This is a genomic window from Metabacillus sp. RB-C-LZQ-3-1 (assembly GCF_058315175.1).
The window spans coordinates 189,821-213,277 of sequence record NZ_JBZFLI010000004.1; the positions used below are offsets into that span (position 1 = coordinate 189,821).

Consider the following 23,457-nt stretch of genomic DNA (forward strand, 5'->3'; position numbering starts at 1 on the left):
TAAGATGGCAATTGTAGACATAACGGTTATCCCAATAGGAACAACAACGCCAAGTGTTAGTGAATATGTAGCTGATATTCAACACATTTTAAAGAGGTTTGAGGAAGAGGGGAAAATAAAATATAAATTAACCCCAATGAATACGATCATTGAAGGAGAACTTCCTACTCTTTTTGAGGTTATAACAGCAATACATGAGACCCCATTTCATAAAGGAATACAAAGGGTTGCAACAAATATTAGAATCGACGACCGAAGAGATAAAACTACAACGATGGAAGGCAAGCTTGCAAGTGTTGAAAAGCACATGAAATAACGAGTAAAAAACCCCTTAGCAGCTGCTAAGGGGTTTACATTTCTTATTAATGCGCTGTAGGAAATCCATGATGGATAAATGTCATTACAGCAAACCATCCGAATACAGCTAATGTACCAAATGCAAAGAACGCACCAAGAAGGTTCTTGTCTTTAAGTGAACGAATAAGTCCGAAGATCGCAAGAATGGTTACTAGCGCGAAAATAATAACTAAGCCCATTAAAAAGCCCCCTTACTCTATGTAGATCATTTTTAAAAAGCGTGTTTGTTTGAAAACAACAATACTAAATAACAAGTCCTTCTAATATTTTAATCGGTTTCATAGCGTTTGTCGAGTTTATTTTCCATATCTGTCAGATTGCAACCATTGCATGATTATCTTAACCATTCTTATTCTTTTTTAAGCAATTATGAGATTATCAACATTTGTTAGAATAGTGTACAATATAATCAATTGAAAAATTGGAGGAATGAATGATGAAATGGAGACAACTTCCGTTAGGTCCCTTACAAACAAATTGTTATCTTTACTTTAATGATAAGAAAGAATGCTTAGTCATTGACCCGGGTGGCGATGGAAATAAATTAATTAGCATTCTTCAACAACAACAATTAAAACCCATCGCGATCCTTTTAACTCATGCTCATTTTGACCACATAGGTGCAGTAGATGATGTTCGAAAGCAATGGAATATTCCTGTATATGTACATAAAAATGAAAAAGAATGGCTATCTGATCCATCCCAAAACGGATCGCAATTCTTTATGGCTGGAGCAGTTTCTGTATCAGATCCAGATGAGCTGATTAAAGGAGAAGGTAGGTTAGAAATAGGAAGCTTCGTTCTTCAAGTTTATGAAACACCTGGACATTCACCTGGAAGCGTTTCTTTTTATGCTAAAGAAGCGGACGTTGTGTTCTCAGGAGATGCCTTATTTGCTGGAAGTATTGGTAGAACTGATTTACCAGGCGGGAATCATGACCAATTACTAAATAGCATCCATAAAAAACTTCTTACTTTACCAGAAGAAACAATTGTTTTATCAGGGCATGGACCTGAAACAAGCATAGAACAAGAAATGGAAACAAACCCGTTTTTAAATGGATTTTAACATCAAAAAACAGGCAGCAATACTTGACAGCTGCCTGTTTTTTGATGAAATTAATGTCCCATATTTTGTCCTGGAATCATCATAAATGTTGTCCAGTACGTAAATCCGACAAAGAAGATCGTGAGGTAAGCACCAAAAATGTAAATGTACATGCGCTCGGATAATTTTAAGTAAGATAAGAAGACAAAAAATCCAGTTTGTCCGAAAAAGAGTAAGGAAGTAGTCTTCATGTCTCCAAGATAAAACATTACTGCGAAGATTCCTGTCCAGAAACCTAATACTCGGAACATACGATCCATATGTATCCCTCCTTTGTTGACTTTGCCTCAAGCTGAAAATGAGTCATTAATACAAAAATCTGATCTTAAAAGTGCACAAAAATCATCTTCATAAAGATCGCTTTTGACAAATAATAGTATGACATACAAGTCCACCACTCTAATTATTATAATGTACCCATTATATAATTGTAAATAGCGTTTACAAGCTAGTATTCACAAACTAAAGAGAAAATAAAGATGGGAAAAAAATGTTCAATTGAAATTTAGATTAAAAATGATCTAGATGGTTAAAAAGACGTTTGCTAATGATTGCAAACGTCTTTTAAAGAAAGAAATTTTGTACTTAGTTTTTGCGTCTAACTCCTCGAGGTCATAAGACGAATTTGGAATTGAAGACAAAGAACACTTCTATTCCAAATCGTCTTATACTTGCCGGGATTGATTAAGGAGCTTACGCTTTTATTAATTAGCTGGGCTAGCTGGATTCGAACCAACGCATGACGGAGTCAAAGTCCGTTGCCTTACCGCTTGGCTATAGCCCAATGTTCCTCATTTGATGGTCAGGTTAAAGTATCAACCTTTCTCGTAAATTATTATGTGTAATTTTCCATTATCTATACAAAATAATGAAAAATTTGTTACACAAAATACAAAAATTTTAGTATTAGCCATGGCAAATTGTCATTATCGTGATGTGCGAACTCTGAGAATGTTTTGTACAATGATTTTATCTTAAGGGAAGGAGTAATCAAGGTGCAATCCATTGAACTGATTAGTGAGCGTATTATTGAAGAAGCCTGCGCGTTACGTGCATCAGATATCCACATCATACCAAAGGAATATGAGACTCTTATACAGTTTAGAGTTGATGATGATTTAATTGAAAAGCATTCTATGAAAAAGGAGATTTGCGGTCGCATAATATCACATTTGAAATTTCTTGCCTCAATGGATATTGGAGAAAGAAGAAGACCGCAAAATGGGGCTTTGTCTCTTTCAACAACCAACATTAATGTTCATTTAAGACTTTCAACATTACCCACTATTCATGAAGAGAGTCTCGTGATACGAATTCTGCCTCAAGAAAAAATACCACCTATTACTCACTTATCTTTATTTCCTGCTACCACAAACAAACTACTGTCTATCTTAAACCACTCACATGGATTAATGATTTTCACAGGTCCAACCGGATCAGGCAAAACGACAACATTATACTCACTCATCCACTACGCAAAGAGACATTTTAATCGAAATATCATCACTCTTGAAGATCCAGTTGAAACAAAAAGTGAAGAGGTGCTGCAAGTTCAAGTCAATGAAAAAGCCGGCATTACCTATGCAGCTGGCTTAAAAGCAATTTTAAGACATGACCCAGACATCATTATGGTTGGAGAAATAAGGGACCGGGAAACAGCTCAAATTGCTATAAGGGCTAGTCTAACAGGACATTTGGTACTCTCGACGATGCATACAAGAGATGCGAAAGGAGCCATATATCGCTTACTGGAATTTGATGTGAGCCTTTCTGAAATCGAACAAACGTTAATAGCAGTTTCAGCCCAAAGGCTAGTTCAACTAAAATGTCCTTTTTGTGAAGGTAATTGTTCTCCATTTTGTAAAAAGCTTAGACAAAAAAGACGATTAAGTATTTATGAGTTACTGTATGGAAGAAATCTTACAGCTGTCATAAAGGAGGCAAAAGGAGAAATAAGTGAATACCATTACCCAACGTTAAAAGATGTGATTAAGAAGGGGATAGCTTTAGGGTACCTGTATCCGAATTCGTATGATCGATGGGTATTTCATCATGAAGAATAAAAAATGGACATTAAAAGATCAAACAATGATCCTTAACAGATTAAGCTCCTTGTTAGACAAAGGATACACATTAAATGAAGCACTAAACTTTATTTATTTAAATGAACATGGATATAAAAAAGCAGACTTATCCCATTGTCTAAAACACCTTTCATCTGGAAATACGTTTCGGTTAGCTCTTAGTCAACTCCATTTTCATCGTGATGTGATCAGTTATCTTTATTTTGCAGAACAACATGGTGATTTAGAATTTTCATTACGCGAATGCAGTGATATATTACAAAAAAAAATCACGCAGTTGGACAAGCTTGGAAAGTTATTACGGTATCCAATCTTTCTTTTATTCACAGTGGGGATCATCTTGTCAATTGTTCATTTTTTCATAAGTCCACAATTTGACCAGATGTATCAATCGATGAATATTGAAACAAGTTTCTTCTCAATTTTTCTCGTTGTTACTTTTTCAACTCTAAAATGGTCTGGTTTTCTAGTTGCAGGTCTATTCATCGCATTATTAGGTTATTACTTTTTTATTTTTCGAAAGAAGACGATTGAAAAACAAATGCTGATTCTAATAAAAATACCGATTATAAAAAGACTTTTTATGATTCTACATAGTTATTTTTTCTCTTTACAGTTAAGTAATTTGTTAAAAGGGGGAATGTCTACCTTTGAGAGTTTAAAAGTATTTCAAAATCAGGACCTATTGCCGTTCTTTAAAGTGGAAGGAACTCATTTAATTAATAGGCTAAGTGCTGGAGAACAATTGCACACAATTATTGAAAAACGGGGCTTTTATGAAAAGGAGCTCCCATTAGTAATTTTACATGGACAAGCAAATGGACAGCTCTCAAGAGAACTTTATACTTATAGCCAACTCATTATAGAAAAGCTGGAGCAAACAATTATTAAAATAATAACCTTTATTCAGCCAGCTATTTATGGATTTGTTGGTGTTATTGTCTTGTTCGTCTACTTATCAATGCTGCTTCCGATGTATAAAATGATGGAAAATTTATAGGAGGGTCCAATGAAAAAAGAAACAGGTTTTACATTAATCGAGAACCGTTGCACAAAATTTCTCAGTAAAATAAAACAAAATAGTGAATTCGGGTTCACCTTAATAGAAATGTTAGTCGTACTTCTAGTCATCTCAGTTTTATTGCTTATTACAATTCCTAATGTTACGAAACATAATCAAGGTATTCAAAAGAAGGGGTGTGAAGGATTAATAAATATGGTTCAAGCCCAGGCAACATCTTATCATATTGACAACCAGAAAATTCCAACATTAAAAGATTTAATCGATGAAGGATATTTACGCGAACAACCAATATGTCCTAATGGAGATAATGTTGTCATTTCTTCTACTGGAGAGGTTGGAATCTAAAGGTGAAGCTTGAGGGTGAAAAAAATGGTTTTACCTTGATAGAATCGATTTTGGTCCTATCGATTGTAAGTATTATGAGCTTTGTTCTTATTACTAATATCTTGCCGATTTACAATCAAAAAGTAATTGATACGTTTTTGCATCAATTTGAAAAGGACATGATGTATGCCCAGCAATATGCGCTAGTAAATGAACAATTAACTTATATTATTTTTGTACCAACCGAGAATAGATACTCCATTGTAAGAAATAGGGTAAGCGAGCCACTTGTAAAAAGGGAATACAATGAGGAGATAACTATACAGGCTACAAACTTCTCAAATCGGATTGGCTATAATGGAAACGGATCGATCCAGAAGGGTGGGACTATTTATATTTCATATAAAGCACAAACGTATAAGGTGGTATATTATCTTGGAAAGGGTCGATTTTCTATTCAAAAATTGTAGGGGATTTTCCTTAGCAGAAACTCTAACAGCCTTTAGCATTTGGTTGTTGGTCGTTACGATTTTAATACCACAGCTTGTTTTATTAACACAAGAACGCGCTAACACAAAGCAATCTTTAACAGCAATAAAATTATTACACGAAAAAATACAATATATATCCTTTCAAAATAATAATAAGACAAATGAAACGATTATTCGGGACAATATAGCCTACAAACTCATATGGAAGGAGGATATGTCGGATAAAAAAGCCTGCTTGGAATGGACAAATTATTATAAAAAAACTAAATCAATTTGCCTTCTTGTGCCATAATGAACGGGGGTATACAATATTGAATTTGTTACTTACCTTCCTCATATACATATTCATTATTTCATCAATAACAATCGTGTTTCACTTTTTAGTATCGCAATCCAAACATCCTAATGATTTAAAACCATATGAATGGGAGCTTTTTGTTATTCAGCTCCATCGAGAAATCAAAGAATCAAGTGATATTACGGTCAATGAGTCAAACATAACATTTATTAATAAACAAGGCCAAAATATTAGTATCAATAAATACAATAATCTAATAAGAAGACAGGTTGAAGGTCTAGGTCATGAAATTATGTTATTAAAGGTTAAGGCTGTTTCTTTCAAACAAAGTGATTCAGGTTTAGAATTATCTGTTGTTAGTGAAGCTGGAATAAATTATTCACATATTTTCCGTTCGTATAAGGAATTAGTAGAATTATGAAAAACCAAAGAGGATTTATTCTTCCTAGTGTTATGGTCATTGCCTTATTTTGTTTATTGATCGTAGCGCATATTTCAACACTTTTAATTAGCGAAAAGAAATTTTTTGAAGAAACGAAGCAATACTATCTACTTGAAAACTTAATGAATGCTGCAGTAAAGAAATCAATAAGTGACTTAAAAAAGGGGGAAGTAGAGGTTGATGATCCTACTATCTTTCATACGAATTACGGCTATTTTTCTTATACAGTTTCAACTAATGATGAAAGGATATATGAGGTTCAATTAATATGTCAAACCAATGAAAATAAAGAATATACAGCATTATATCGATTTGATCGAATAAAAAATGAAATCATATTCTGGTCTGAATATTAAGAAATATGGTATTGTAGAAAGAAAACATGGAGGACCAAAGTGTTGAAAGCAATTTATTTAACAGGTTTTATGGGAGCGGGCAAGACGACTGTAGGAGAACAGCTAGCAGCTGAAATGAATCTTCCAGTCCTAGATACAGATCAAGAAATTGTGAAGAAATTAAATAAAAGCATAAAAGAAATTTTTGAACAACAAGGTGAGCGATTTTTTCGACTTGAAGAAACAAAAGTATTAAAAGAACTTCCAACTGAAAATTTCATTATTACAACAGGTGGAGGCATCGTCATAAAGGAAGAAAACAGAGCCTGGATGAAAGAACATGGTCATATTGTCATGCTGCACGCTCATATTGATACAATTTATGAACGAGTTTATTCTGATCAAAATCGACCCCTAGCAAGCAAAAAATCAAAGGACGAGCTATATCAACTTTACAAATCTCGTGAAAACTTCTACAAGGACTGTACAATGTTAATCGAGACTGATCAGAAGAATATTGAAGATATTGTGAAAGAAATCATTACGCGACTAAAAGAAAACGAAATTGGAAATAGATAGAGGTAGAAACCAATTAATAATTGAGGTGTATTGCCTTGTCTACAAATGACTATGTAAAATATGTAACACAGCAACTGGTTAAATACATGGATACCCCAAAAGAAACAAGAAAACAGCAAAAAGAAGAACGGAAAAATCAAGATTCTTCAACAGCATACTATAGCAACCGCTGGTTCGGTGTATTGCCATTTGCCTTTAAACTTTTTATGAATAAAAGAAAGCAACACTAACTAAAGGCATCAACAAAAAAGCTGACAATGACTATGTCAGCTTTTTATGCTTCAGGAATAACTTGTATCTTTTTAATTTCACCAGTTTCTGAATCAAAAGTAATTGTAGTGTAAACGGCAAAGTCCTGCATACCTTCACGCAATGTTAACCGATATTGTTTAACGGTAATATCCTTTTTCTTTTTATCCCAAATTTTTTGTGAAAACAATACCTGTGATAGCGGATATCGTTTTTTTGTTTCCTTTACAGCAACATCCTCCCACGTTTTTTGAGAAACTGCTTGAACCTCAGGAGAAAATGAAACCTGCATCGTCGTAAATCCGAATAAAGCAGTAAGAAGAAATATCCATTTTTTCACGTATGAACACCATCCTTACTACATATTTTTACCAAAGGAAATAAATTCATACATCGGAATAAATGTGATACTTATTAGTCATTTATACTTTTTTATAAAAAAATAGGTGATTCTGATAAACTAGAAGGGGATACAACAAAAATAATATCCATTCAATATCATTTACCATTGTACTTTTTATTTGATTGATGACAAGCCTGATTATGTTTATCATGTAAGGAGGGGGTATTCTTATGGAAGGTTTTATTTTATTGATTATATTTATTACATGTTTATTTATTGTTGGCGCACTGGTTATAAGTAGTAAATCCAAAAATAATACTAAGGACCGAAAAGAAAATTCTACTTTTATTCCTCCAAATTTCATTGGAGACTCTCATAACAAGAATGATCATCATGATTCATCTGATGGACATGGTGGAGATTTTGGAGGAGGAGATGGTGGCGGAGGCGGCGGGGATTGAAGCAGCATCCATCATCAACTGGAAGAATAAAAGGTCGTCATAAGACGGCCTTTTATTCTTCAGAGGTTCCACCTTGTTGAAGAAATGCTTGAATTTGATCAAATGATAATCCAATCTGTTTTGCTTCTTGAATTAATTCCACCCATTCAATATCAATCTGATTTTTGGTGTATTGCTCTTTCACTTCCGTCATTCGGCTTGTCCTCCTGAATAAGGGTGTTTTGGTTTTGATCATTAGCTTCTTTCCACTTTCGAAATTTGAGGTAATCACGAAACTCTCTAAAATCATTCTTACTCATGCCTTCTTCAATTGCTTTATGTAACAACTTACTCCACTCATCATCAAAAACAAACTCATTTGAGTGATCAAAAGCAGGGGATGATCCTAATAAATCTTCTACCTCTATTTCAAGAGTTAAAGCTATCTTTCTTAAGAATTGAAGAGAGGGATTTTTTTGCACATCTCGTTCAATGTAGCTTAAGTAAGATTTTGATACACCTGCTAGCTCAGCTAATTCACTAATCGAATATCCCTTCTCCAGCCTCAACTCCCTTAATCGTTCTCCAACCATGCTTTGGTCTCCTTGTCATCTATTGTTACAAAATTTCCCTCCATAAAGTTCATTATATGAAACAAATCGTTCTTAATAAAATCAAGGAATCATATGTAAATAAGAGATATTTAAAGAATAATAGAAAGAAACGTTCTTTTTAGCGAAAAAATGGTAAATTTAAGAGTTTTTTAAATTTTAAAAATTAACATATATTTGTAGTGAGTATAATACGCTTATTTTATGCACAGCAATGAATCTTTAATACTATTTAGACAAACATAAAACTATAAACTATTAAAGTCAGAAAAATACATAAAATTCATTAAAAAGGATTGACTTGTTCTTTATAGTAAACTATCCTATTTTTAGAGAAAAAAATATGAGGTTATTTACATAGGCGTTCTTAATTACGAAAAGTAGGTGGGAAATGTATGTCTAGCTTTCAAAAGCTTGATGATAAACGTTTAAATGAATTTAAGCAGCCAAAAGAAATCGATTTGAAAGAAGTTTTTATGATCATCAAAAGGTACTTATGGATAATCTTACTTATTACGATTATTTCAACTTCTGCTGGTGCCTTTTACTCTGTGTCAACATACAGTCCTTTGTATCAATCAACAGCCAGAATTATTATTGGGGCTGATAATACATTTATTACAACATTAAAAGTGATCATTCAGGATTCTACTGTGTTAGAGAAAGTTGTGCAAAAATTAGACCTTCCTTATTCTGCAGAGTCTCTAAGTGGAAAAATTAGTGTTGAAAGTATAGAGAATTCTCAAGTCGTAACGATCAGTGTTGTTGACTCTGACCCTGGGCAAGCTGCGACGATAGCAAATACTGTTGCTGAAACCTATAAAAATGAGATTCCTAAAATAATGGATTTTAAGGATGTTAGATTATTATCAGAAGCAAAGGAAATTCCAATTCCTATTAACGAGGATCAAGACAGAACGATAATTATTGCTTTTATAGGAGGCATTGTCATTGGGATTGGGCTTGCATTTTTACTAGATTCTCTAAACAACAGTATTAGAAAAGAGTATGAAGTAGAAGAACTACTCAGTATACCTGTTCTCGGAACAGTGAATAAAATGAAAAGGAAGAATATGCAGAAGAAAAAAGGAAAGATAACAAGTTTTGAACAAAGGAGTGAGACATTTGGTTCTTAAACTAAACAAGAAAAAGGTTCTGAAGGAAATGACAAAACGCCATTTTGTTACATACACTAACCCTAGTTCAGAAATTGCGGAGCAGTATAGAACAATTAGAACCAATATTCAATTTTCTTCCATAGATCATAAGTACAAAACATTAATTATTACATCACCATCTTCATGCGAGGGGAAAACAACATCAGCCATTAATTTGGCGATCTCAATTTCACAACAAGGTGAAAGAGTATTATTAATAGATGCAAATCTGAGGAAACCTAAATTACATATTTCTTTTAACCTAAAAGACTCTTATGGTCTAACGGATGTGTTAATGAGGAAAGTTGAATTAGAGGAAGCTATTTTTCAAACTCAAATTGGTAAATTGGATTTGTTAACCAGCGGTATTATTCCATCGAATCCTACGGAAATTATTGGGTCAGATGCAATGAGATATTTTATTAAAGATATAAAAGAAGAGTATGATACGGTCATTTTTGACTGTCCTCCAGTACTTGAAACAACTGATACGAAGCTATTAGCTAGACAATGTGACGGAGTTATTCTAGTAGTAAAGAGTGGTAAAACGGATAGAGAAAAGGCTGTAGAAGCAAATCGATTATTGCATTTAGTAAGGGCAAAAGTTTTAGGAGTTATATTAAACGAAAGAGCCTAGTTTTTTCGCTTTGTGTTCGTTATTAAGAATATATTCAGGCGATGTCTCCTTGCCATTATCAAAGGAGGCACTCGGCCATGCTGTGGGTAGAAATACCTTAGACGCGTGTCGTCAATAGTATGGTGTGAGGAAGGGTTAGATGCCCTATTAAATTAAAATAATCACTTATAAATCTTAAATTTCGAGACTTATAAGTGATTATTTTAATAAAGGAGCTGAACCTATGAAAGAATTTGATCGCTTTCCTAAGGTGATGAAAAAGCTCGTGCGATACATAAACCAGGATGCATCATTAGAACAGCTTGAGCAATTCAAAAAAGAGCTTGATTATGCAATCAAAAAAAGAACGATTATGTTAAAGAAAACAACAGAAAATTAAATAAGGAGGTGAGGGCCATTGTCATATCGGAGTCGAATTTGGTTACTTATTGGATTAGATTCACTGATTGTCTTATCGACCATTTATTTTAGCAATGCATTAATAAACCCGAGTTTACAGGCATTAACTCTTTCTGTTTTTGTGATCTCAATAACATTATTGTTTAGTCATCATCTATTTTCTTTTTTATTTAAGCTTTATAAAAAGGCCTGGGAATATGCTAGTATTGGTGAACTCATCATTATATTTAAAGTCATAACTTATACGATTATCGTAACAGCAGTTGTCCAACAAATTGTTCAAAAACAAATTGATTTTCGTATATTAGCCATAACATGGATGATACATCTTCTTTTAATAGGTGGTTCAAGATTTCTTTGGAGAATTTATCGTGATACATATCTGAAACATGCAATAAATAAAAAACGCACTTTAATCATCGGTGCGGGTGCAGCCGGAACAATGGTAGCAAGGCAGCTTCTTCAAAACCACGATGCAGAACTTATACCTGTAGCATTTGTTGATGATAATGTGAACAAGCAAAAGTTAGATATTTTAGGCATTCCTGTTATAGGGGGTGTTAATGAAATAGAGAAAATCACAAAAGAACTTAACATTGCAAATATTGTTATATGTATTCCATCTTTAAGTAAAAAGCAGCTCAATCATATTTTTAAAGAATGTGCTAAAACAAATGCAAAAACACAAATGATTCCAATGCTCGAGGATTTAATGACTGGTAAAGTATCTGTTAATCAATTTCGTGATGTTCAGGTTGAGGATCTTCTTGGACGTGATGCGATCGAACTCGATATTAATAGTATAAGTGAGTATGTGTCTAATAAGGTTGTACTTGTTACTGGGGCAGGTGGTTCAATTGGCTCTGAAATATGCCGGCAAATTTCTACATTCCATCCCAAAACATTAGTTTTACTTGGACATGGCGAAAATAGTATTTATACAATTGAAATGGAGTTAATAGATTCATTTAAAGATACTGGGATCGAAATCAAGACAGAAATTGCTGATCTTCAAGACTTTGACAAACTCCTAAAGGTAATGGATATTTATAAACCTCATGTGGTCTATCATGCAGCAGCACATAAGCATGTACCACTAATGGAACGAAGTCCTGAAGAAGCTGTGAAAAATAATATCATTGGAACTAAGAATATCGCACAAGCTGCAAGTGTACATAATGTTGAGACCTTTGTCATGATCTCAACGGATAAAGCTGTTAATCCAACGAGTGTTATGGGCTCCACAAAACGACTTGCTGAAATGCTTATTCAACATTTTGATCAGATTAGTTCAACAAGATTTGTTGCTGTTCGATTTGGTAATGTGTTAGGAAGCAGAGGCAGTGTTATACCTCTTTTTAAAAAGCAAATTCAAAATGGAGGTCCTGTTACTGTTACTCACCCCGATATGGTACGTTACTTTATGACAATTCCGGAAGCATCAAGATTAGTGATTCAGGCAGGAGCTTTAGCAAGAGGCGGCGAGATTTTCGTTCTTGATATGGGTGATCCTGTGAAAATTGTAGATCTTGCAAAAAACTTAATAAAGTTATCAGGTAATAATATTGATGAGATAGGCATCGAATTTACTGGAATGAGGCCTGGTGAAAAATTATTTGAAGAACTTTTAAAGAAAGATGAGATTCATGAAGACCAAATTTATCCGAAAATCTATATTGGAAAAACATCGCAACTATATATAGAAGAAATAGATTACATTATTAATAATTTTAGATTGCTAGAACGAGAGCATTTAAGAAACATGCTTTTAGATTTAGCTAACGAGCGAGTAAGTTATCAAAAGAAATTAGTGTCAGTTTAAAGGAGAGTGCAAAGGTTGAAGGTTAGAAAGGCGATCATTCCTGCAGCAGGATTAGGAACAAGATTTTTACCAGCAACAAAAGCAATGCCAAAGGAAATGCTTCCGATAGTAGATAAACCAACAATTCAATATATTATTGAAGAAGCGGTAGAATCAGGGATTGAAGATATTATTATTGTTACGGGGAAAGGAAAGCGGGCGATTGAAGATCATTTTGATCACTCTTTTGAATTAGAACACACTTTGTTAGAAAAAGGGAAAATGGAGTTATTAAGTGAGGTTCAAAAGGCATCCCAACTTGTAGATATTCATTATATTCGTCAAAAGGAACCACGTGGGTTGGGGCATGCGATTTGGTGTGCGCGTAAATTCATTGGTGATGAGCCGTTTGCTGTTCTTCTTGGTGACGACATTGTCAAAGCTGAAAAACCGTGCCTAAAGCAAATGATTGAACAGTATGAGAGATACAATGCATCGATCATTGGAGTTCAACATGTAAAAGATGAAGAAGTATCGCGATATGGAATTGTAGATGCAATGGAAATTGGGGAAAGGTTCTATAATGTTAGCAATCTAGTCGAAAAGCCAAAGCAAGAAGATGCACCTTCAAATTTAGCCATTATGGGACGTTATATCCTAACCCCGAAGATTTTTGAAATGCTAGAAAAACAACAACCGGGTTCTGGCGGAGAAATTCAATTAACAGATGCAATCGCAACATTAAATCAATTTGAAGCCATTTATGCGTATAACTTTGAAGGGAAACGTTATGATGTAGGAGAAAAAATGGGCTTCATCCAAACAACAATTGAACTTGCTTTACAGCGGGAAGATCTTAAACATGATTTATTAGACTTTTTATGCAATGTCATTGAAAAAGAAGTAACAGAGATTTAACACCCTTACCATTGGGTGTTTTTTTCATGTTCAAAAAAGGGTGAAAACAATGGCAAATAAAGTATTATTCTGTGCTACCGTTGATTATCATTTTAAAGCCTTCCACCTTCCTATTTTGAAGTGGTTCAAAGAAAAGGGCTGGGAGGTTCACATTGCAGCAAGTGGAGAGATGGAACTTCCGTATGTAGATCAGAAATATAATATCCCGATTCAGCGCTCACCGTTTCAAACAAAGAATATTGCAGCTTTTCAAGGTCTAAAGGAAGTCATTAACAAAAATGATTATAAAATTATCCATTGTCATACACCAATGGGCGGTGTTCTTACACGCCTGGCAGCAAAGCAAGCCAGAAAAAAGGGAACAAAGGTATTTTATACAGCACACGGTTTTCATTTCTGTAAGGGTGGCCCGGTCATGAATTGGCTTCTATACTATCCGATTGAGAGGGGGCTTGCCAGGCATACAGATTGCTTGATTACGATCAATGAGGAAGATTACAATCTAGCCATTTCTCATCGATTTCGGGCAAGTGAGATTGAGCATGTTCATGGTGTAGGAGTAGATACATCACGGTTTAAGCCTATTGATAAGGAAGATAGGCGAAAAAGAAGAGAAAGATTTGGATATAAAGAGGATGACTTCTTGATGTTTTACGCAGCTGAGTTTAATAAAAACAAGAATCAGCAATTTTTAATAAAGGTATTGGCAAAAATTAAAGATTCAATTCCAAATGCAAGACTCTTGTTAGCAGGTGAAGGACTACTTCAAGATTCCTGTAAGAAATTAGCCTCAGAACTAGGTGTGAATCATATGGTGGATTTTTTAGGATATCGAAATGATATTGTAAACATCCTTCCGATGTGTGATATTGCAGTAGCTTCAAGCTTACGTGAAGGATTGCCTGTTAATATTATGGAAGCGATGGCGTGTGGGTTGCCAGTGGTTGCGACTGAGAATCGGGGACATAATGAACTTATTGTGAATGAATACAATGGTTGGACTATTGACCCTGAAAATACAAATAATATGGCTGAAAAAATCGTTCTTCTTGTAATAGAACAGCACCTTCTCACAACTTTAGGTAGGAATGGGCGAGACAGAATTGAAAAGACATATAGTGTAAACACAATTGTAATTGAAAAGAGTCGTCTATATGAGAAATTTATGGAAGAAATGGAGGGGATAAGATGGGTAGCCCAGTAAGAGTATTACATGTCGTTGTCAATATGAATCGTGGTGGAGCGGAAACACTCATTATGAATTTATATCGCTATATCGATCGATCAAAAATACAATTTGACTTTTTGACATGCAAAGAAGGGGTTTTCGATCAAGAAATTTTAGACTTGGGTGGAAAAATCCATCGCATCCCTTACATTACGGATGGAGGACATTTTCATTACATAAAGAATTTAAAGCAATTTTTCAAAGAAAATAATCATTATAGAATTGTTCACTCTCACATGGATAAAATGAGTGGTTTTGTTCTTAAGGCTGCTAAGAAAGCTGGAATTCCGGTTCGAATAGCCCATAGTCATAATACACAGAGTGAAGGCGGTTTTGCTGCAAAACTATATAAAGAATATGCAGGTGGTAATATTGAAAAAGCGGCGACCCATTATTTGGCATGTTCAAATTTAGCTGCAAAATGGTTATTTAAAAACAAAGCCGATTTATCCAAACTACTGAAAAATGGGATTGATACGGAGAAATTTACATTTTCAAAGAAAATCAGAGATAAAATTCGAGAGGAGCTTGGAGTAGAGGAAGACAGCTTAGTTCTAGGACATGTAGGACGCTTTAATCACCAAAAAAATCATGCATTTTTAATTGATATTTTTAATGAACTAATAAAAGTTGAACCTAAAACTGATTTAGTTTTAGTTGGTGATGGTACTTTACGATCTGACATAGAAGAAAAAGTGAAAAGATTGAGACTAGAAGAAAAGGTAAAGTTTCTTGGGGTTCGGAGTGATATTAATAGCTTGTTACAAGCATTTGATTTATTTGTTTTTCCATCTTTTCATGAAGGTTTACCTGTAACTTTGATTGAGGCACAGGGGGGAGGATTGGGGTGTTTGATTTCGGAAAATATTACTAAAGAAGTGGATATGAAAATGGATCTGGTGAAATTTTTACCTATAGATAATAAAAACATATGGGTAGAAGAAATAAGAAAAACCTCTACTAGGGATGTTAGTCGAAATATTCCAAAACAAGCTCTATCTAAACAAGGATATGATATAAAAAATACTGCAAATTTTATTAATGATTTTTATATTGATTTGGTGAGGTGAATTTGTTGAAGAGTTTAACTGTGTTCACACCAACCTATAATAGAGCATATTGTCTTCATGTTTGCTATGAAAGTTTAAAGTCACAAACAAACAAAGATTTTGTATGGTTAATTATCGATGATGGATCTACTGATAATACTGAGGATTTAGTTAATCAGTGGAAAAAAGAAGGCACTCTTGAGATAAGGTATATAAAACAGGAAAATCAGGGAATGCATGGTGCTCATAATACAGCATATGAACATATTGATACAGAATTAAATGTTTGTATTGATTCAGACGATTATATGCCGGTTGATGCGGTAGAAAAGATCCTCTCATTCTGGGAAGAGAACGGAAATGATCAGGTAAGCGGGATAATCGGTCTTGATGCATTTAAGAATGGAGAGGTTATAGGCACAAAAATACCAGAGAATATTAACCAATCAACTCTTTTTGATCTTTACAATAAATTTGGTGTAGCTGGAGACAAAAAGCTTATTTATAGGTCTGATTTAACGAAAAAATACCCATACCCTGTCTTTGAAAATGAAAAATATGTAGGGCTTGCATACAAATACCACAAGTTAGACGAAGAATATCCAATGCTATTAATAAATGAAGTCCTTTGTATCGTAGAATATTTACCCGATGGTTCATCATTAAATATGCTAAAGCAGTATCGGATTAATCCAAAAGGTTTTGCATTCTATCGGAAGGAGTTAATGAAGTTATCATTTGGCAGTATGAATTTCAAATTTAGGCAGGCTATTCATTATGTCTCTAGTAGTCTAATTTCTAAGAATAAGAGATTTATTATAGAATCTCCCTTGAAAATAGTAACAGTTTTCGCAGCTCCATTAGGATTACTTTTATATTTTTTAATTATGTCTAAAACGAAAGCTTAGTTGAATTAGTAAAATGGAAAGGATAAAAAATGACGGTACTATGGGCTACGCTTTTAATTGTGTTTATTTTTTCTTTATTATCACGGTATATACCAGCTAACAGTGCTGCACTTGATTTCATATATATAAGACCAAATAAGTTTATGATATTTATAGTTTTAACATGCTTGGTACTAGTTTCTGGTTTGAGAAATACAATTGGTGATACTTACTTTTATATGCAAACATATGCAACACAAGATTTTACCTGGGAATACATTCTAGAAAATAAAGATCCCGGTTTTGGTGTTTTACAGATGTATTTACAGAATATCTCAAACGATCCACAAATTCTGATATTGTTAACAGCATTGTTAACAAATGTATTAATCGTAATTACATTATATAAATATACAAAAATGATTGAAATAAGTTTATATGTATTTATAACTTCTGGGATGTTTATCGTTTCTATGAATGGTGTTCGCCAATTTCTTGCGGCTTCTATCATCTTTTGGGCGACAAAGTATTTACTAACAGGTAAATTCAAACAGTATTTTTTTATAGTTCTTTTCGCTTCTACGTTTCATGAAAGTGCTCTGATATTAATACCAATCTATTTTATTGTTCGTAGAGAGGCTTGGACTAAGGTTACGTTCTTGATATTATCCCTTGCAATATTAATCGTAATAGGTTTTGATCAATTCTCACAAATATTATTTTCTGCAATTGGAAATTCCCAATACAGTGATTACAGTAATTTCGGAGAAGGTGGAGCAAATAAAATTAGGGTACTTGTTGAGTCCGTGCCTGTTATAATTGCTTTTCTTGGTAGACATAAATTAAGAGAACTATGGCCTAAAAGCGATATTATCGTAAATATGTCAGTAATAGGTTTGTTATTTATGATTATTGCAACACAAAATTGGATATTTGCCAGGTTTAATATTTATTTTAGTCTATACAACTTAATCTTGATTTCTTGGATAATTTATTTATTTAAAGAGAATAATAGAAAATTCGTTTATTATGGTTTATTAGTTTGTTACTTAATGTATTTTTATTATGAACAAGTAATTTCGTTAAATCTTTATTATCGAAGCGAGTATATTAATTTTTAGGCGGGAAGCAGATGAAATTCTACGGGAAGTTAACTGAACAACATTTACAGAAAATATTAGTAAATATATATATAAAAGGACAAGAAACAGAAAACATAAGTGTTAGAGAATTAATTGAAGACATTAAACAGCAATTTTTGTCAACCACTAGGTAAAAGAAGGGGGAAAAAATGAAACGAATTTTTGATTTTATTATTTCTTTGACTATACTCATTTTGCTTTTCCCAATTATGCTTTCAGTTGCAATATTGGTACGAATGAAATTGGGTTCACCAATTTTGTTTAAACAGCAACGACCTGGTTTAAATGGTAAGCCTTTTTATTTTTATAAATTTCGAACAATGACAAATGAAAAAGGTGAAGATGGTGAGTTGTTGCCTGATGAATGCAGATTGACTTCTTTTGGAAAATTTTTAAGAAGAACTAGTTTAGATGAATTTCCACAACTCATAAATGTGATCAAGGGTGATATTAGTTTAGTAGGTCCGAGACCTTTATTAATGGATTATTTAACACTTTATACAAAAGAACAGATGAAGCGACATCTAGTTAGACCCGGCATAACTGGCTGGGCACAAATAAATGGTCGCAATAGTATTTCTTGGGAAGAAAAATTTGAGTTAGATGTTTGGTATGTGAAGAATAGGACATTTTTATTAGACATAAAAATTCTTTTTTTTACTATATATAAGGTTTTTAAATTACAGGATATAAATCAATCAGGGAATGCGACAGTTGAGAGATTTAAAGGTTCAAACATAAGAGAGGGCCAAGGATGAATATTGTTATTATTGGGAATGGTGGTCATAGTAAAGTAGTTAAAGATATTATTACATCAAACCAGAATTTACATATTGTTGGTTATTTAGATGACAAATTTGAGAAGAATGTGATTGAAGATGAAATGTTTTATGGTCCGATATCAGCATATCAGTTTCTAATAGATAAATTTAATGAACTCAAATTTATCATAGCAATTGGACATAATCAAACAAGGAAGCAGATTGCTAATAAAATAAATCTTGAAGAGAGTCTGTACAAGACGCTGGTCCACCCTTCAGCAATAATAAGTCCGAGTGCCAGGATTGGAAAAGGCACTGTTGTTATGGCAAATACTGTTATAAATTCAGATGCTGTTATTGGGGCACACGTTATCGTTAATACAGGTTCAATTATTGAACATGGCAGTAAAGTAAATGATTTTGCCCATATATCCCCAAATGCAACGTTAACTGGATGTGTTCAATTAGGAGAAGGAGTACATATAGGAGCAGGTGCAACTCTTATTCCCAATGTAGAAGTCGGTAATTGGTCAACTATAGGAGCAGGTGCAACTGTCATAAATTCAATTCCATCCAATATAACAGCTGTTGGTATTCCAGCCAAATCAAAAATAGCGGAGGAGGTGTAATCATGCTGCAACATAGTCAACAAAAAAGAATTTTTCTTTCTGCTCCACACATGAGTGGAAATGAGATGAAGTATATTAGGGGGGCATTTGAAACAAATTGGATTGCACCATTAGGACCAAATGTTGATGCCTTTGAAAAAGAAATAGCCAATTATGTAGGAGTCAGTGAGGCTGTTGCCGTTAGTTCAGGTACTGCAGCCATTCATCTGGCTCTTTTTTTATTAGATGTAAAAAAGGGAGACAAAGTATTTTGTTCTACCTTGACTTTTGTCGCAAGTGCTAATCCAATTCTTTACCAGGGAGCAGAACCTGTTTTCATTGATTCAGAACCTGAAACTTGGAATATGTCTCCTCAAGCTCTTGAGAAAGCTTTAAAAGATGCGTCTATAGATGGAAAACTGCCTAAAGCAGTAATTGTTGTTAATTTATACGGACAGAGTGCCAAAATGGATGAAATCGTTTCTTTATGTAATCAATATGATATACCAATCATTGAGGATGCAGCCGAATCTCTCGGCTCTACTTATAAAGGTAAAGCGAGTGGGACATTCGGAAAATTTGGTGTTTTTTCATTTAATGGAAATAAAATAATCACCACCTCTAGTGGAGGAATGCTTGTTTCGAATGATGTTGAAGCTATAAAGAAAGCAAGGTTTTTGGCGACCCAAGCAAAGGATCCTGCTATCCACTACCAACATAGCACAATTGGTTTTAATTATCGAATGAGCAATATACTAGCTGGTATTGGTAGAGCACAATTGGAGGTATTGGAGCAAAGAGTTCAAGCAAGAAGACTATTATTCAATCGATACAGCCAAGAGCTATGTTCTATACCAGGGATTCATTTCATGCCAGAATTAAAACATACAAAATCAAATCGATGGCTCACAGCGTTAACAATTGATGAGGAAGTCACAGGAACTTCCGTACACTCTATTTTAAATGCTTTAGCTGAAGAAAATATCGAATCACGTCCTGTTTGGAAACCATTGCATATGCAACCACTATTTGAAGGTGTTATCTACTATTCTCATAGTGAAAATATGAGTGTATCTGAAAGGTTGTTCAGTACAGGTTTGTGCCTTCCTTCAGGCTCAAATATGACGGAAGAAGATCAAATGAGAGTCATAGAATGTGTTAAAGAATTATTGAAATTAAGAGTGTAACTTCGATTACTTTTTCAAAGACACGGTTGAAGGAAGGTTGTTAACAAAATGAATAAAGAGTCAAATAAAATCCCTAGAATTATCCATTACTGTTGGTTCGGTGGAAAAGAAAAACCTGAGATTGTAAAAAAATGTATATCGAGCTGGGAAAATCATTTACCGGGTTACGAAATTAGAGAATGGAATGAAAATAATTTTGATATAAGAAGCAATAGCTATGTAAAAGAGGCTTATGATTTTGGAAAATTTGCTTTTGTAAGTGATTATGCAAGAGTGTATGCTCTCTTTAACTTTGGTGGTATATATTTAGATACGGATGTAGAGGTATTTAAACCATTTGATGATTTATTGCATCATGAATCGTTTTGGGGGTTTGAACAGGAAAACTATATTGCTACAAGTACAATTGGTGCAAGAAAAGGTAATGAACTAATTAAGTTATTTTTGGATACATATAAGGAAAAAGAATTTATTAAAGATGATGGTTCATACGATGAATTAACAAATGTCGCTGTAATAACTAAAATTCTTGAAGATATTGGACTTAAAAGAAATGGAGGTTTACAAAATTTAAATAAATTGGGTACCTTCTATCCCCAAACATTTTTTTCTCCGTATGATTATATTAATTGTAGGAAACTCATTACTAAAAACACATATACAATACATTACTTTTACAAAAGTTGGTTACCTTTAACAGCCAGGTTAAAAACGAATATGAAGGTAGGTTTATCTAAGTTAATAGGTGGAGAAAATATTTTGAAACTAAGAAGAATATTTTCTTCATTGCAAGGAGGGGATTAATATGGATTTAAGTGTTGTGTATTCGAGTGATAATAATTATGCACAGCATGTTGGAGTATCTATGTTATCTCTTTTTGAAAACAATACCGGATTTAATAGTATAACAGTTTATCTGATAGAAAATAATATTTCTCATGAAAATAAAAATAAGCTTAAATTAATTTGCGGAAATTATAGAAGATCCATTGTATTTGTAGATTTCGAGGGAATATCCAATAAATTACAGGTTAATATTAACAATACTATTTCAATAAGTGCCTATGCTAGATTATTTTTACCGAGTGTTATAGATGAAAAAATTGAAAAAATTCTCTATTTGGATTGTGATTCTGTAATTAATAGCAGTTTAATAGATTTATGGAATACAAACATATGTAATTATTATGCTGCTGGTGTAATAGATACAGTAAGAGACGAGACAAAACAAAAAATTAACATGGAAAAAAATAAACCATATATTAATTCTGGTATGCTTTTAATAAATCTCAAAAAGTGGCGAGAGAATAATATTGAGAAAAGATTTATCGAGTTTATCAATTCATTTAATGGTCAGGTTTTTCATCATGATCAAGGAACCATCAATGGTGTGTTAAATAAAAGGTTTTTATTGTTGCATCCAAAGTATAATGCAATGACTACATTTTTTACGATGACCAGAAACGAAATAATGCAATATTATGGATTAAAAGATTATTATAGTGAATCTGAACTTAAAGAGGCTATAAAAAATCCAGTATATATTCATTATACTCCTGCTTTTGTAAATAGACCTTGGATTAAAGGATGCAAACATCCATTAGTATCGTTGTATAAGAAGTATCTGAATATGACACCTTGGGGAGGCAATAGTTTATTTAAAGATAAAAGAAAACATGTTGAAAAAATTGTTGCGTTTTTATATAACAATATTCCCTTTAAGATGGCAAATAGTATTTGTAGGTTTATATTTAAGTAGAGTGGCTTTAAAAGTGGGAGATGTATTATGAAGAGAAAAGTCCTTGTAAGTATGTATTCATTAAATATAGGTGGCGCGGAAAGAAGTTTAATAGGATTATTAGAAAGTTTTGATTTTCGTGAATTCGAGGTTGATTTATTTCTTTATAGACATGAGGGAGAGTTCTTGAAATTCATACCAAAAGAGGTTAACTTATTACCTATTGTACCACAATATACAACTTTTGAGAGACCTATAAAAGATATAATAAAAGAAGGTCATATCTATTTAGGAACTGCAAGAATATTAGCTAAGATAAAAGCTCAGATCAAAAATATTGGGCTAAAGAAAGAACAAAGAACATATAAACAAATGCAGTATACATGGCACTATTCCATGCCAAAGTTACCGCAATTTTACAAACAATATGATGTTGGTATAAGTTTTCTTGGGCCTCATAATTTCATCAATGATAAAGTAAAAGCAAAAGTGAAATTAGGCTGGAGTCATACGGACTATTATACAATAGTAAATCCAGATAAAGAGTTAGATGAGAAAATGTGGGAGAAATTAGATTACATTGTAAACGTATCACATGATTGTGAGGAATCTTTTTTAAGAGTATTTCCTAATCTGAAATCAAAAACAATCGTCATAGAAAATATTATTTCATCCACTTTTGTGAGGGAACAATCAAAAATAAACATAGAAAATGAGATGCCAGATGATGGTTCAATTAAAATTTGCTCAGTAGGAAGATTTTCAAATCAAAAAGGGTTTGATATGGCTGTATTAGCGTGTAAAGAATTAGTACAAAAGGGTTATGACATTAAATGGTATGTCGTAGGCTATGGTGGAGAAGAAGAATATATAAAACAATTAATTATAGAACATAACATGCCAGACCGATTTATTTTATTAGGGAAAAAAATTAATCCATATCCTTATATAAAAAAATGCGATATTTATTGTCAACCTTCTAGATATGAAGGAAAAGCTGTTACTGTAAGAGAAGCGCAAATACTTGCGAAACCTGTAGTGATCACGAATTTTCCAACAGCAAAAAGTCAACTCGAGGATGGAATAGATGGTTTTATTTGTGATTTATCAGTTTTGGGTATAGTAGAAGGAATTGAGAAGTTATATAAGGATTTGAATTTAAGGCAGAAGTTAATCAATAACTGTCAAATAAGAGATTACACAAATATTACTGAAATGGAGAAAATCTATAATATGATTATTTAAACTATCATAGTTACA

General features: G+C 33.2%; 33 protein-coding genes and 1 tRNA gene. 28 read left to right on the forward strand and 6 right to left on the reverse strand.

Translation table 11 applies throughout. The annotated features are described in order from the left end of the window. Positions 1-4: 4 nt before the first annotated feature. Positions 5-316 carry an MTH1187 family thiamine-binding protein gene (locus AC4GZ8_RS08420; RefSeq protein ID WP_491081410.1) on the forward strand — a complete coding sequence of 104 codons (312 nt, stop codon included), beginning with the start codon at positions 5-7 and terminating at the stop codon, positions 314-316. A 46-nt stretch (positions 317-362) separates the two neighbouring features. Here the strand turns inward: AC4GZ8_RS08420 and AC4GZ8_RS08425 are convergent, their stop codons facing one another. Then, entirely contained in the window at positions 363-536 is a 174-nt protein-coding gene (locus AC4GZ8_RS08425; RefSeq protein ID WP_491081411.1) for a DUF2759 domain-containing protein, read from the reverse strand. Positions 537-793: 257 nt separating this feature from the next. Here AC4GZ8_RS08425 and AC4GZ8_RS08430 point away from each other — a divergent pair, with 257 nt between their 5' ends. After that, a complete protein-coding gene (locus tag AC4GZ8_RS08430; protein ID WP_491081412.1) occupies positions 794-1,426 on the forward strand; it encodes an MBL fold metallo-hydrolase in 633 nt (210 codons plus the stop codon). Positions 1,427-1,476: 50 nt separating this feature from the next. Here AC4GZ8_RS08430 and AC4GZ8_RS08435 read toward each other — a convergent pair whose 3' ends face one another. Together AC4GZ8_RS08435 and AC4GZ8_RS08440 are read right to left on the reverse strand one after the other, a co-directional pair. Further along, positions 1,477-1,725, reverse strand: coding sequence for a DUF2626 domain-containing protein (locus AC4GZ8_RS08435; RefSeq protein ID WP_026558763.1), 249 nt, complete (start codon positions 1,723-1,725; stop codon positions 1,477-1,479). A gap of 452 nt (positions 1,726-2,177) precedes the next feature. After that, positions 2,178-2,249 (reverse strand) — tRNA-Gln (locus AC4GZ8_RS08440). 211 nt (positions 2,250-2,460) lie between these two features. On the opposite strand from AC4GZ8_RS08440, the gene comGA reads away from it, so the two are divergent. From comGA to AC4GZ8_RS08485, 9 genes are read left to right on the forward strand one after another with little or no spacing between them, the layout of a single operon-like run. Beyond that, positions 2,461-3,528 carry a competence type IV pilus ATPase ComGA gene (gene comGA, locus AC4GZ8_RS08445; protein WP_491081413.1) on the forward strand — a complete coding sequence of 356 codons (1,068 nt, stop codon included), beginning with the start codon at positions 2,461-2,463 and terminating at the stop codon, positions 3,526-3,528. Continuing rightward, positions 3,518-4,549, forward strand: coding sequence for a competence type IV pilus assembly protein ComGB (comGB, locus tag AC4GZ8_RS08450; protein ID WP_491081414.1), 1,032 nt, complete (start codon positions 3,518-3,520; stop codon positions 4,547-4,549). Before comGA ends, comGB begins: the two co-directional genes overlap by 11 nt. Before the next feature lie 9 nt (positions 4,550-4,558). Further along, positions 4,559-4,918 carry a competence type IV pilus major pilin ComGC gene (comGC, locus tag AC4GZ8_RS08455; protein ID WP_491081415.1) on the forward strand — a complete coding sequence of 120 codons (360 nt, stop codon included), beginning with the start codon at positions 4,559-4,561 and terminating at the stop codon, positions 4,916-4,918. Positions 4,919-4,920: 2 nt separating this feature from the next. After that, positions 4,921-5,367 carry a competence type IV pilus minor pilin ComGD gene (gene comGD / locus AC4GZ8_RS08460; RefSeq protein WP_491081416.1) on the forward strand — a complete coding sequence of 149 codons (447 nt, stop codon included), beginning with the start codon at positions 4,921-4,923 and terminating at the stop codon, positions 5,365-5,367. Further along, positions 5,255-5,680 carry a competence type IV pilus minor pilin ComGE gene (gene comGE / locus AC4GZ8_RS08465; RefSeq protein ID WP_491081417.1) on the forward strand — a complete coding sequence of 142 codons (426 nt, stop codon included), beginning with the start codon at positions 5,255-5,257 and terminating at the stop codon, positions 5,678-5,680. Before comGD ends, comGE begins: the two co-directional genes overlap by 113 nt. Continuing rightward, positions 5,670-6,107, forward strand: coding sequence for a competence type IV pilus minor pilin ComGF (gene comGF / locus AC4GZ8_RS08470; RefSeq protein ID WP_491081418.1), 438 nt, complete (start codon positions 5,670-5,672; stop codon positions 6,105-6,107). The genes comGE and comGF overlap by 11 nt, the downstream gene beginning before the upstream one ends. Beyond that, the gene (comGG, locus tag AC4GZ8_RS08475; protein ID WP_491081419.1) at positions 6,104-6,484 is read left to right on the forward strand and encodes a competence type IV pilus minor pilin ComGG; all 381 of its coding nucleotides are present in this window, start codon (positions 6,104-6,106) and stop codon (positions 6,482-6,484) included. Before comGF ends, comGG begins: the two co-directional genes overlap by 4 nt. A gap of 42 nt (positions 6,485-6,526) precedes the next feature. Then, positions 6,527-7,042: a shikimate kinase gene (locus tag AC4GZ8_RS08480; protein WP_491081420.1), complete on the forward strand. Its 516-nt coding sequence runs from the start codon at positions 6,527-6,529 to the stop codon at positions 7,040-7,042. A 35-nt stretch (positions 7,043-7,077) separates the two neighbouring features. Then, positions 7,078-7,272 carry a YqzE family protein gene (locus AC4GZ8_RS08485; protein ID WP_491081421.1) on the forward strand — a complete coding sequence of 65 codons (195 nt, stop codon included), beginning with the start codon at positions 7,078-7,080 and terminating at the stop codon, positions 7,270-7,272. A gap of 44 nt (positions 7,273-7,316) precedes the next feature. On the opposite strand, the gene AC4GZ8_RS08490 is transcribed toward AC4GZ8_RS08485, so the two are convergent. Continuing rightward, entirely contained in the window at positions 7,317-7,631 is a 315-nt protein-coding gene (locus tag AC4GZ8_RS08490) for a DUF3889 domain-containing protein (RefSeq protein WP_491081422.1), read from the reverse strand. Between the two features lie 233 nt (positions 7,632-7,864). Between AC4GZ8_RS08490 and AC4GZ8_RS08495 the strand changes: the two genes are divergently transcribed. Beyond that, entirely contained in the window at positions 7,865-8,095 is a 231-nt protein-coding gene (locus tag AC4GZ8_RS08495) for a hypothetical protein (RefSeq protein WP_491081423.1), read from the forward strand. A 52-nt stretch (positions 8,096-8,147) separates the two neighbouring features. Here AC4GZ8_RS08495 and AC4GZ8_RS08500 read toward each other — a convergent pair whose 3' ends face one another. Next, positions 8,148-8,288: an anti-repressor SinI family protein gene (locus AC4GZ8_RS08500; RefSeq protein WP_491081424.1), complete on the reverse strand. Its 141-nt coding sequence runs from the start codon at positions 8,286-8,288 to the stop codon at positions 8,148-8,150. Then, positions 8,248-8,667 carry a helix-turn-helix domain-containing protein gene (locus AC4GZ8_RS08505; protein WP_491081425.1) on the reverse strand — a complete coding sequence of 140 codons (420 nt, stop codon included), beginning with the start codon at positions 8,665-8,667 and terminating at the stop codon, positions 8,248-8,250. Before AC4GZ8_RS08505 ends, AC4GZ8_RS08500 begins: the two co-directional genes overlap by 41 nt. Before the next feature lie 413 nt (positions 8,668-9,080). Between AC4GZ8_RS08505 and AC4GZ8_RS08510 the strand changes: the two genes are divergently transcribed. The 16 genes from AC4GZ8_RS08510 (at position 9,081) to AC4GZ8_RS08585 (ending at position 23,442) form a co-directional block, all read left to right on the forward strand. Beyond that, on the forward strand, positions 9,081-9,821 hold the full coding sequence (locus AC4GZ8_RS08510) for a YveK family protein (RefSeq protein WP_491081426.1): 741 nt from the start codon (positions 9,081-9,083) through the stop codon (positions 9,819-9,821). Next, positions 9,811-10,479: a CpsD/CapB family tyrosine-protein kinase gene (locus AC4GZ8_RS08515; protein ID WP_491081427.1), complete on the forward strand. Its 669-nt coding sequence runs from the start codon at positions 9,811-9,813 to the stop codon at positions 10,477-10,479. The genes AC4GZ8_RS08510 and AC4GZ8_RS08515 overlap by 11 nt, the downstream gene beginning before the upstream one ends. A gap of 223 nt (positions 10,480-10,702) precedes the next feature. Beyond that, positions 10,703-10,858 carry a LytR family transcriptional regulator gene (locus AC4GZ8_RS08520; RefSeq protein ID WP_491081428.1) on the forward strand — a complete coding sequence of 52 codons (156 nt, stop codon included), beginning with the start codon at positions 10,703-10,705 and terminating at the stop codon, positions 10,856-10,858. A gap of 18 nt (positions 10,859-10,876) precedes the next feature. Next, complete coding sequence (locus AC4GZ8_RS08525) at positions 10,877-12,700, forward strand: polysaccharide biosynthesis protein (protein WP_491081429.1); 1,824 nt, start codon at positions 10,877-10,879, stop codon at positions 12,698-12,700. 15 nt (positions 12,701-12,715) lie between these two features. Continuing rightward, on the forward strand, positions 12,716-13,597 hold the full coding sequence (galU, locus tag AC4GZ8_RS08530; protein ID WP_491081430.1) for a UTP--glucose-1-phosphate uridylyltransferase GalU: 882 nt from the start codon (positions 12,716-12,718) through the stop codon (positions 13,595-13,597). A gap of 49 nt (positions 13,598-13,646) precedes the next feature. Beyond that, a complete protein-coding gene (locus AC4GZ8_RS08535; RefSeq protein WP_491081431.1) occupies positions 13,647-14,801 on the forward strand; it encodes a glycosyltransferase family 4 protein in 1,155 nt (384 codons plus the stop codon). Further along, complete coding sequence (locus tag AC4GZ8_RS08540; protein WP_491081432.1) at positions 14,786-15,895, forward strand: glycosyltransferase family 1 protein; 1,110 nt, start codon at positions 14,786-14,788, stop codon at positions 15,893-15,895. The genes AC4GZ8_RS08535 and AC4GZ8_RS08540 overlap by 16 nt, the downstream gene beginning before the upstream one ends. A 5-nt stretch (positions 15,896-15,900) precedes the next feature. Continuing rightward, entirely contained in the window at positions 15,901-16,782 is an 882-nt protein-coding gene (locus tag AC4GZ8_RS08545) for a glycosyltransferase family 2 protein (protein ID WP_491081433.1), read from the forward strand. Positions 16,783-16,811: 29 nt separating this feature from the next. Further along, positions 16,812-17,882 carry an EpsG family protein gene (locus AC4GZ8_RS08550; RefSeq protein ID WP_491081434.1) on the forward strand — a complete coding sequence of 357 codons (1,071 nt, stop codon included), beginning with the start codon at positions 16,812-16,814 and terminating at the stop codon, positions 17,880-17,882. An 11-nt stretch (positions 17,883-17,893) separates the two neighbouring features. Next, on the forward strand, positions 17,894-18,037 hold the full coding sequence (locus AC4GZ8_RS08555; RefSeq protein WP_491081435.1) for a YwzD family small protein: 144 nt from the start codon (positions 17,894-17,896) through the stop codon (positions 18,035-18,037). Positions 18,038-18,052: 15 nt separating this feature from the next. After that, entirely contained in the window at positions 18,053-18,661 is a 609-nt protein-coding gene (locus tag AC4GZ8_RS08560) for a sugar transferase (protein ID WP_491081436.1), read from the forward strand. Continuing rightward, positions 18,658-19,293 (forward strand): acetyltransferase, encoded by a 636-nt coding sequence (locus AC4GZ8_RS08565; RefSeq protein WP_491081437.1) that lies wholly within the window; start codon positions 18,658-18,660, stop codon positions 19,291-19,293. Before AC4GZ8_RS08560 ends, AC4GZ8_RS08565 begins: the two co-directional genes overlap by 4 nt. 5 nt (positions 19,294-19,298) lie before the next feature. After that, a complete protein-coding gene (locus AC4GZ8_RS08570) occupies positions 19,299-20,459 on the forward strand; it encodes a DegT/DnrJ/EryC1/StrS family aminotransferase (protein WP_491081579.1) in 1,161 nt (386 codons plus the stop codon). Positions 20,460-20,507: 48 nt separating this feature from the next. Then, positions 20,508-21,263 (forward strand): glycosyltransferase family 32 protein, encoded by a 756-nt coding sequence (locus tag AC4GZ8_RS08575; protein ID WP_491081438.1) that lies wholly within the window; start codon positions 20,508-20,510, stop codon positions 21,261-21,263. Position 21,264: 1 nt separating this feature from the next. Further along, the gene (locus AC4GZ8_RS08580; protein WP_491081439.1) at positions 21,265-22,218 is read left to right on the forward strand and encodes a glycosyltransferase family 8 protein; all 954 of its coding nucleotides are present in this window, start codon (positions 21,265-21,267) and stop codon (positions 22,216-22,218) included. Between the two features lie 24 nt (positions 22,219-22,242). Continuing rightward, positions 22,243-23,442: a glycosyltransferase gene (locus tag AC4GZ8_RS08585; protein WP_491081580.1), complete on the forward strand. Its 1,200-nt coding sequence runs from the start codon at positions 22,243-22,245 to the stop codon at positions 23,440-23,442. Positions 23,443-23,457 lie beyond the last annotated feature (15 nt).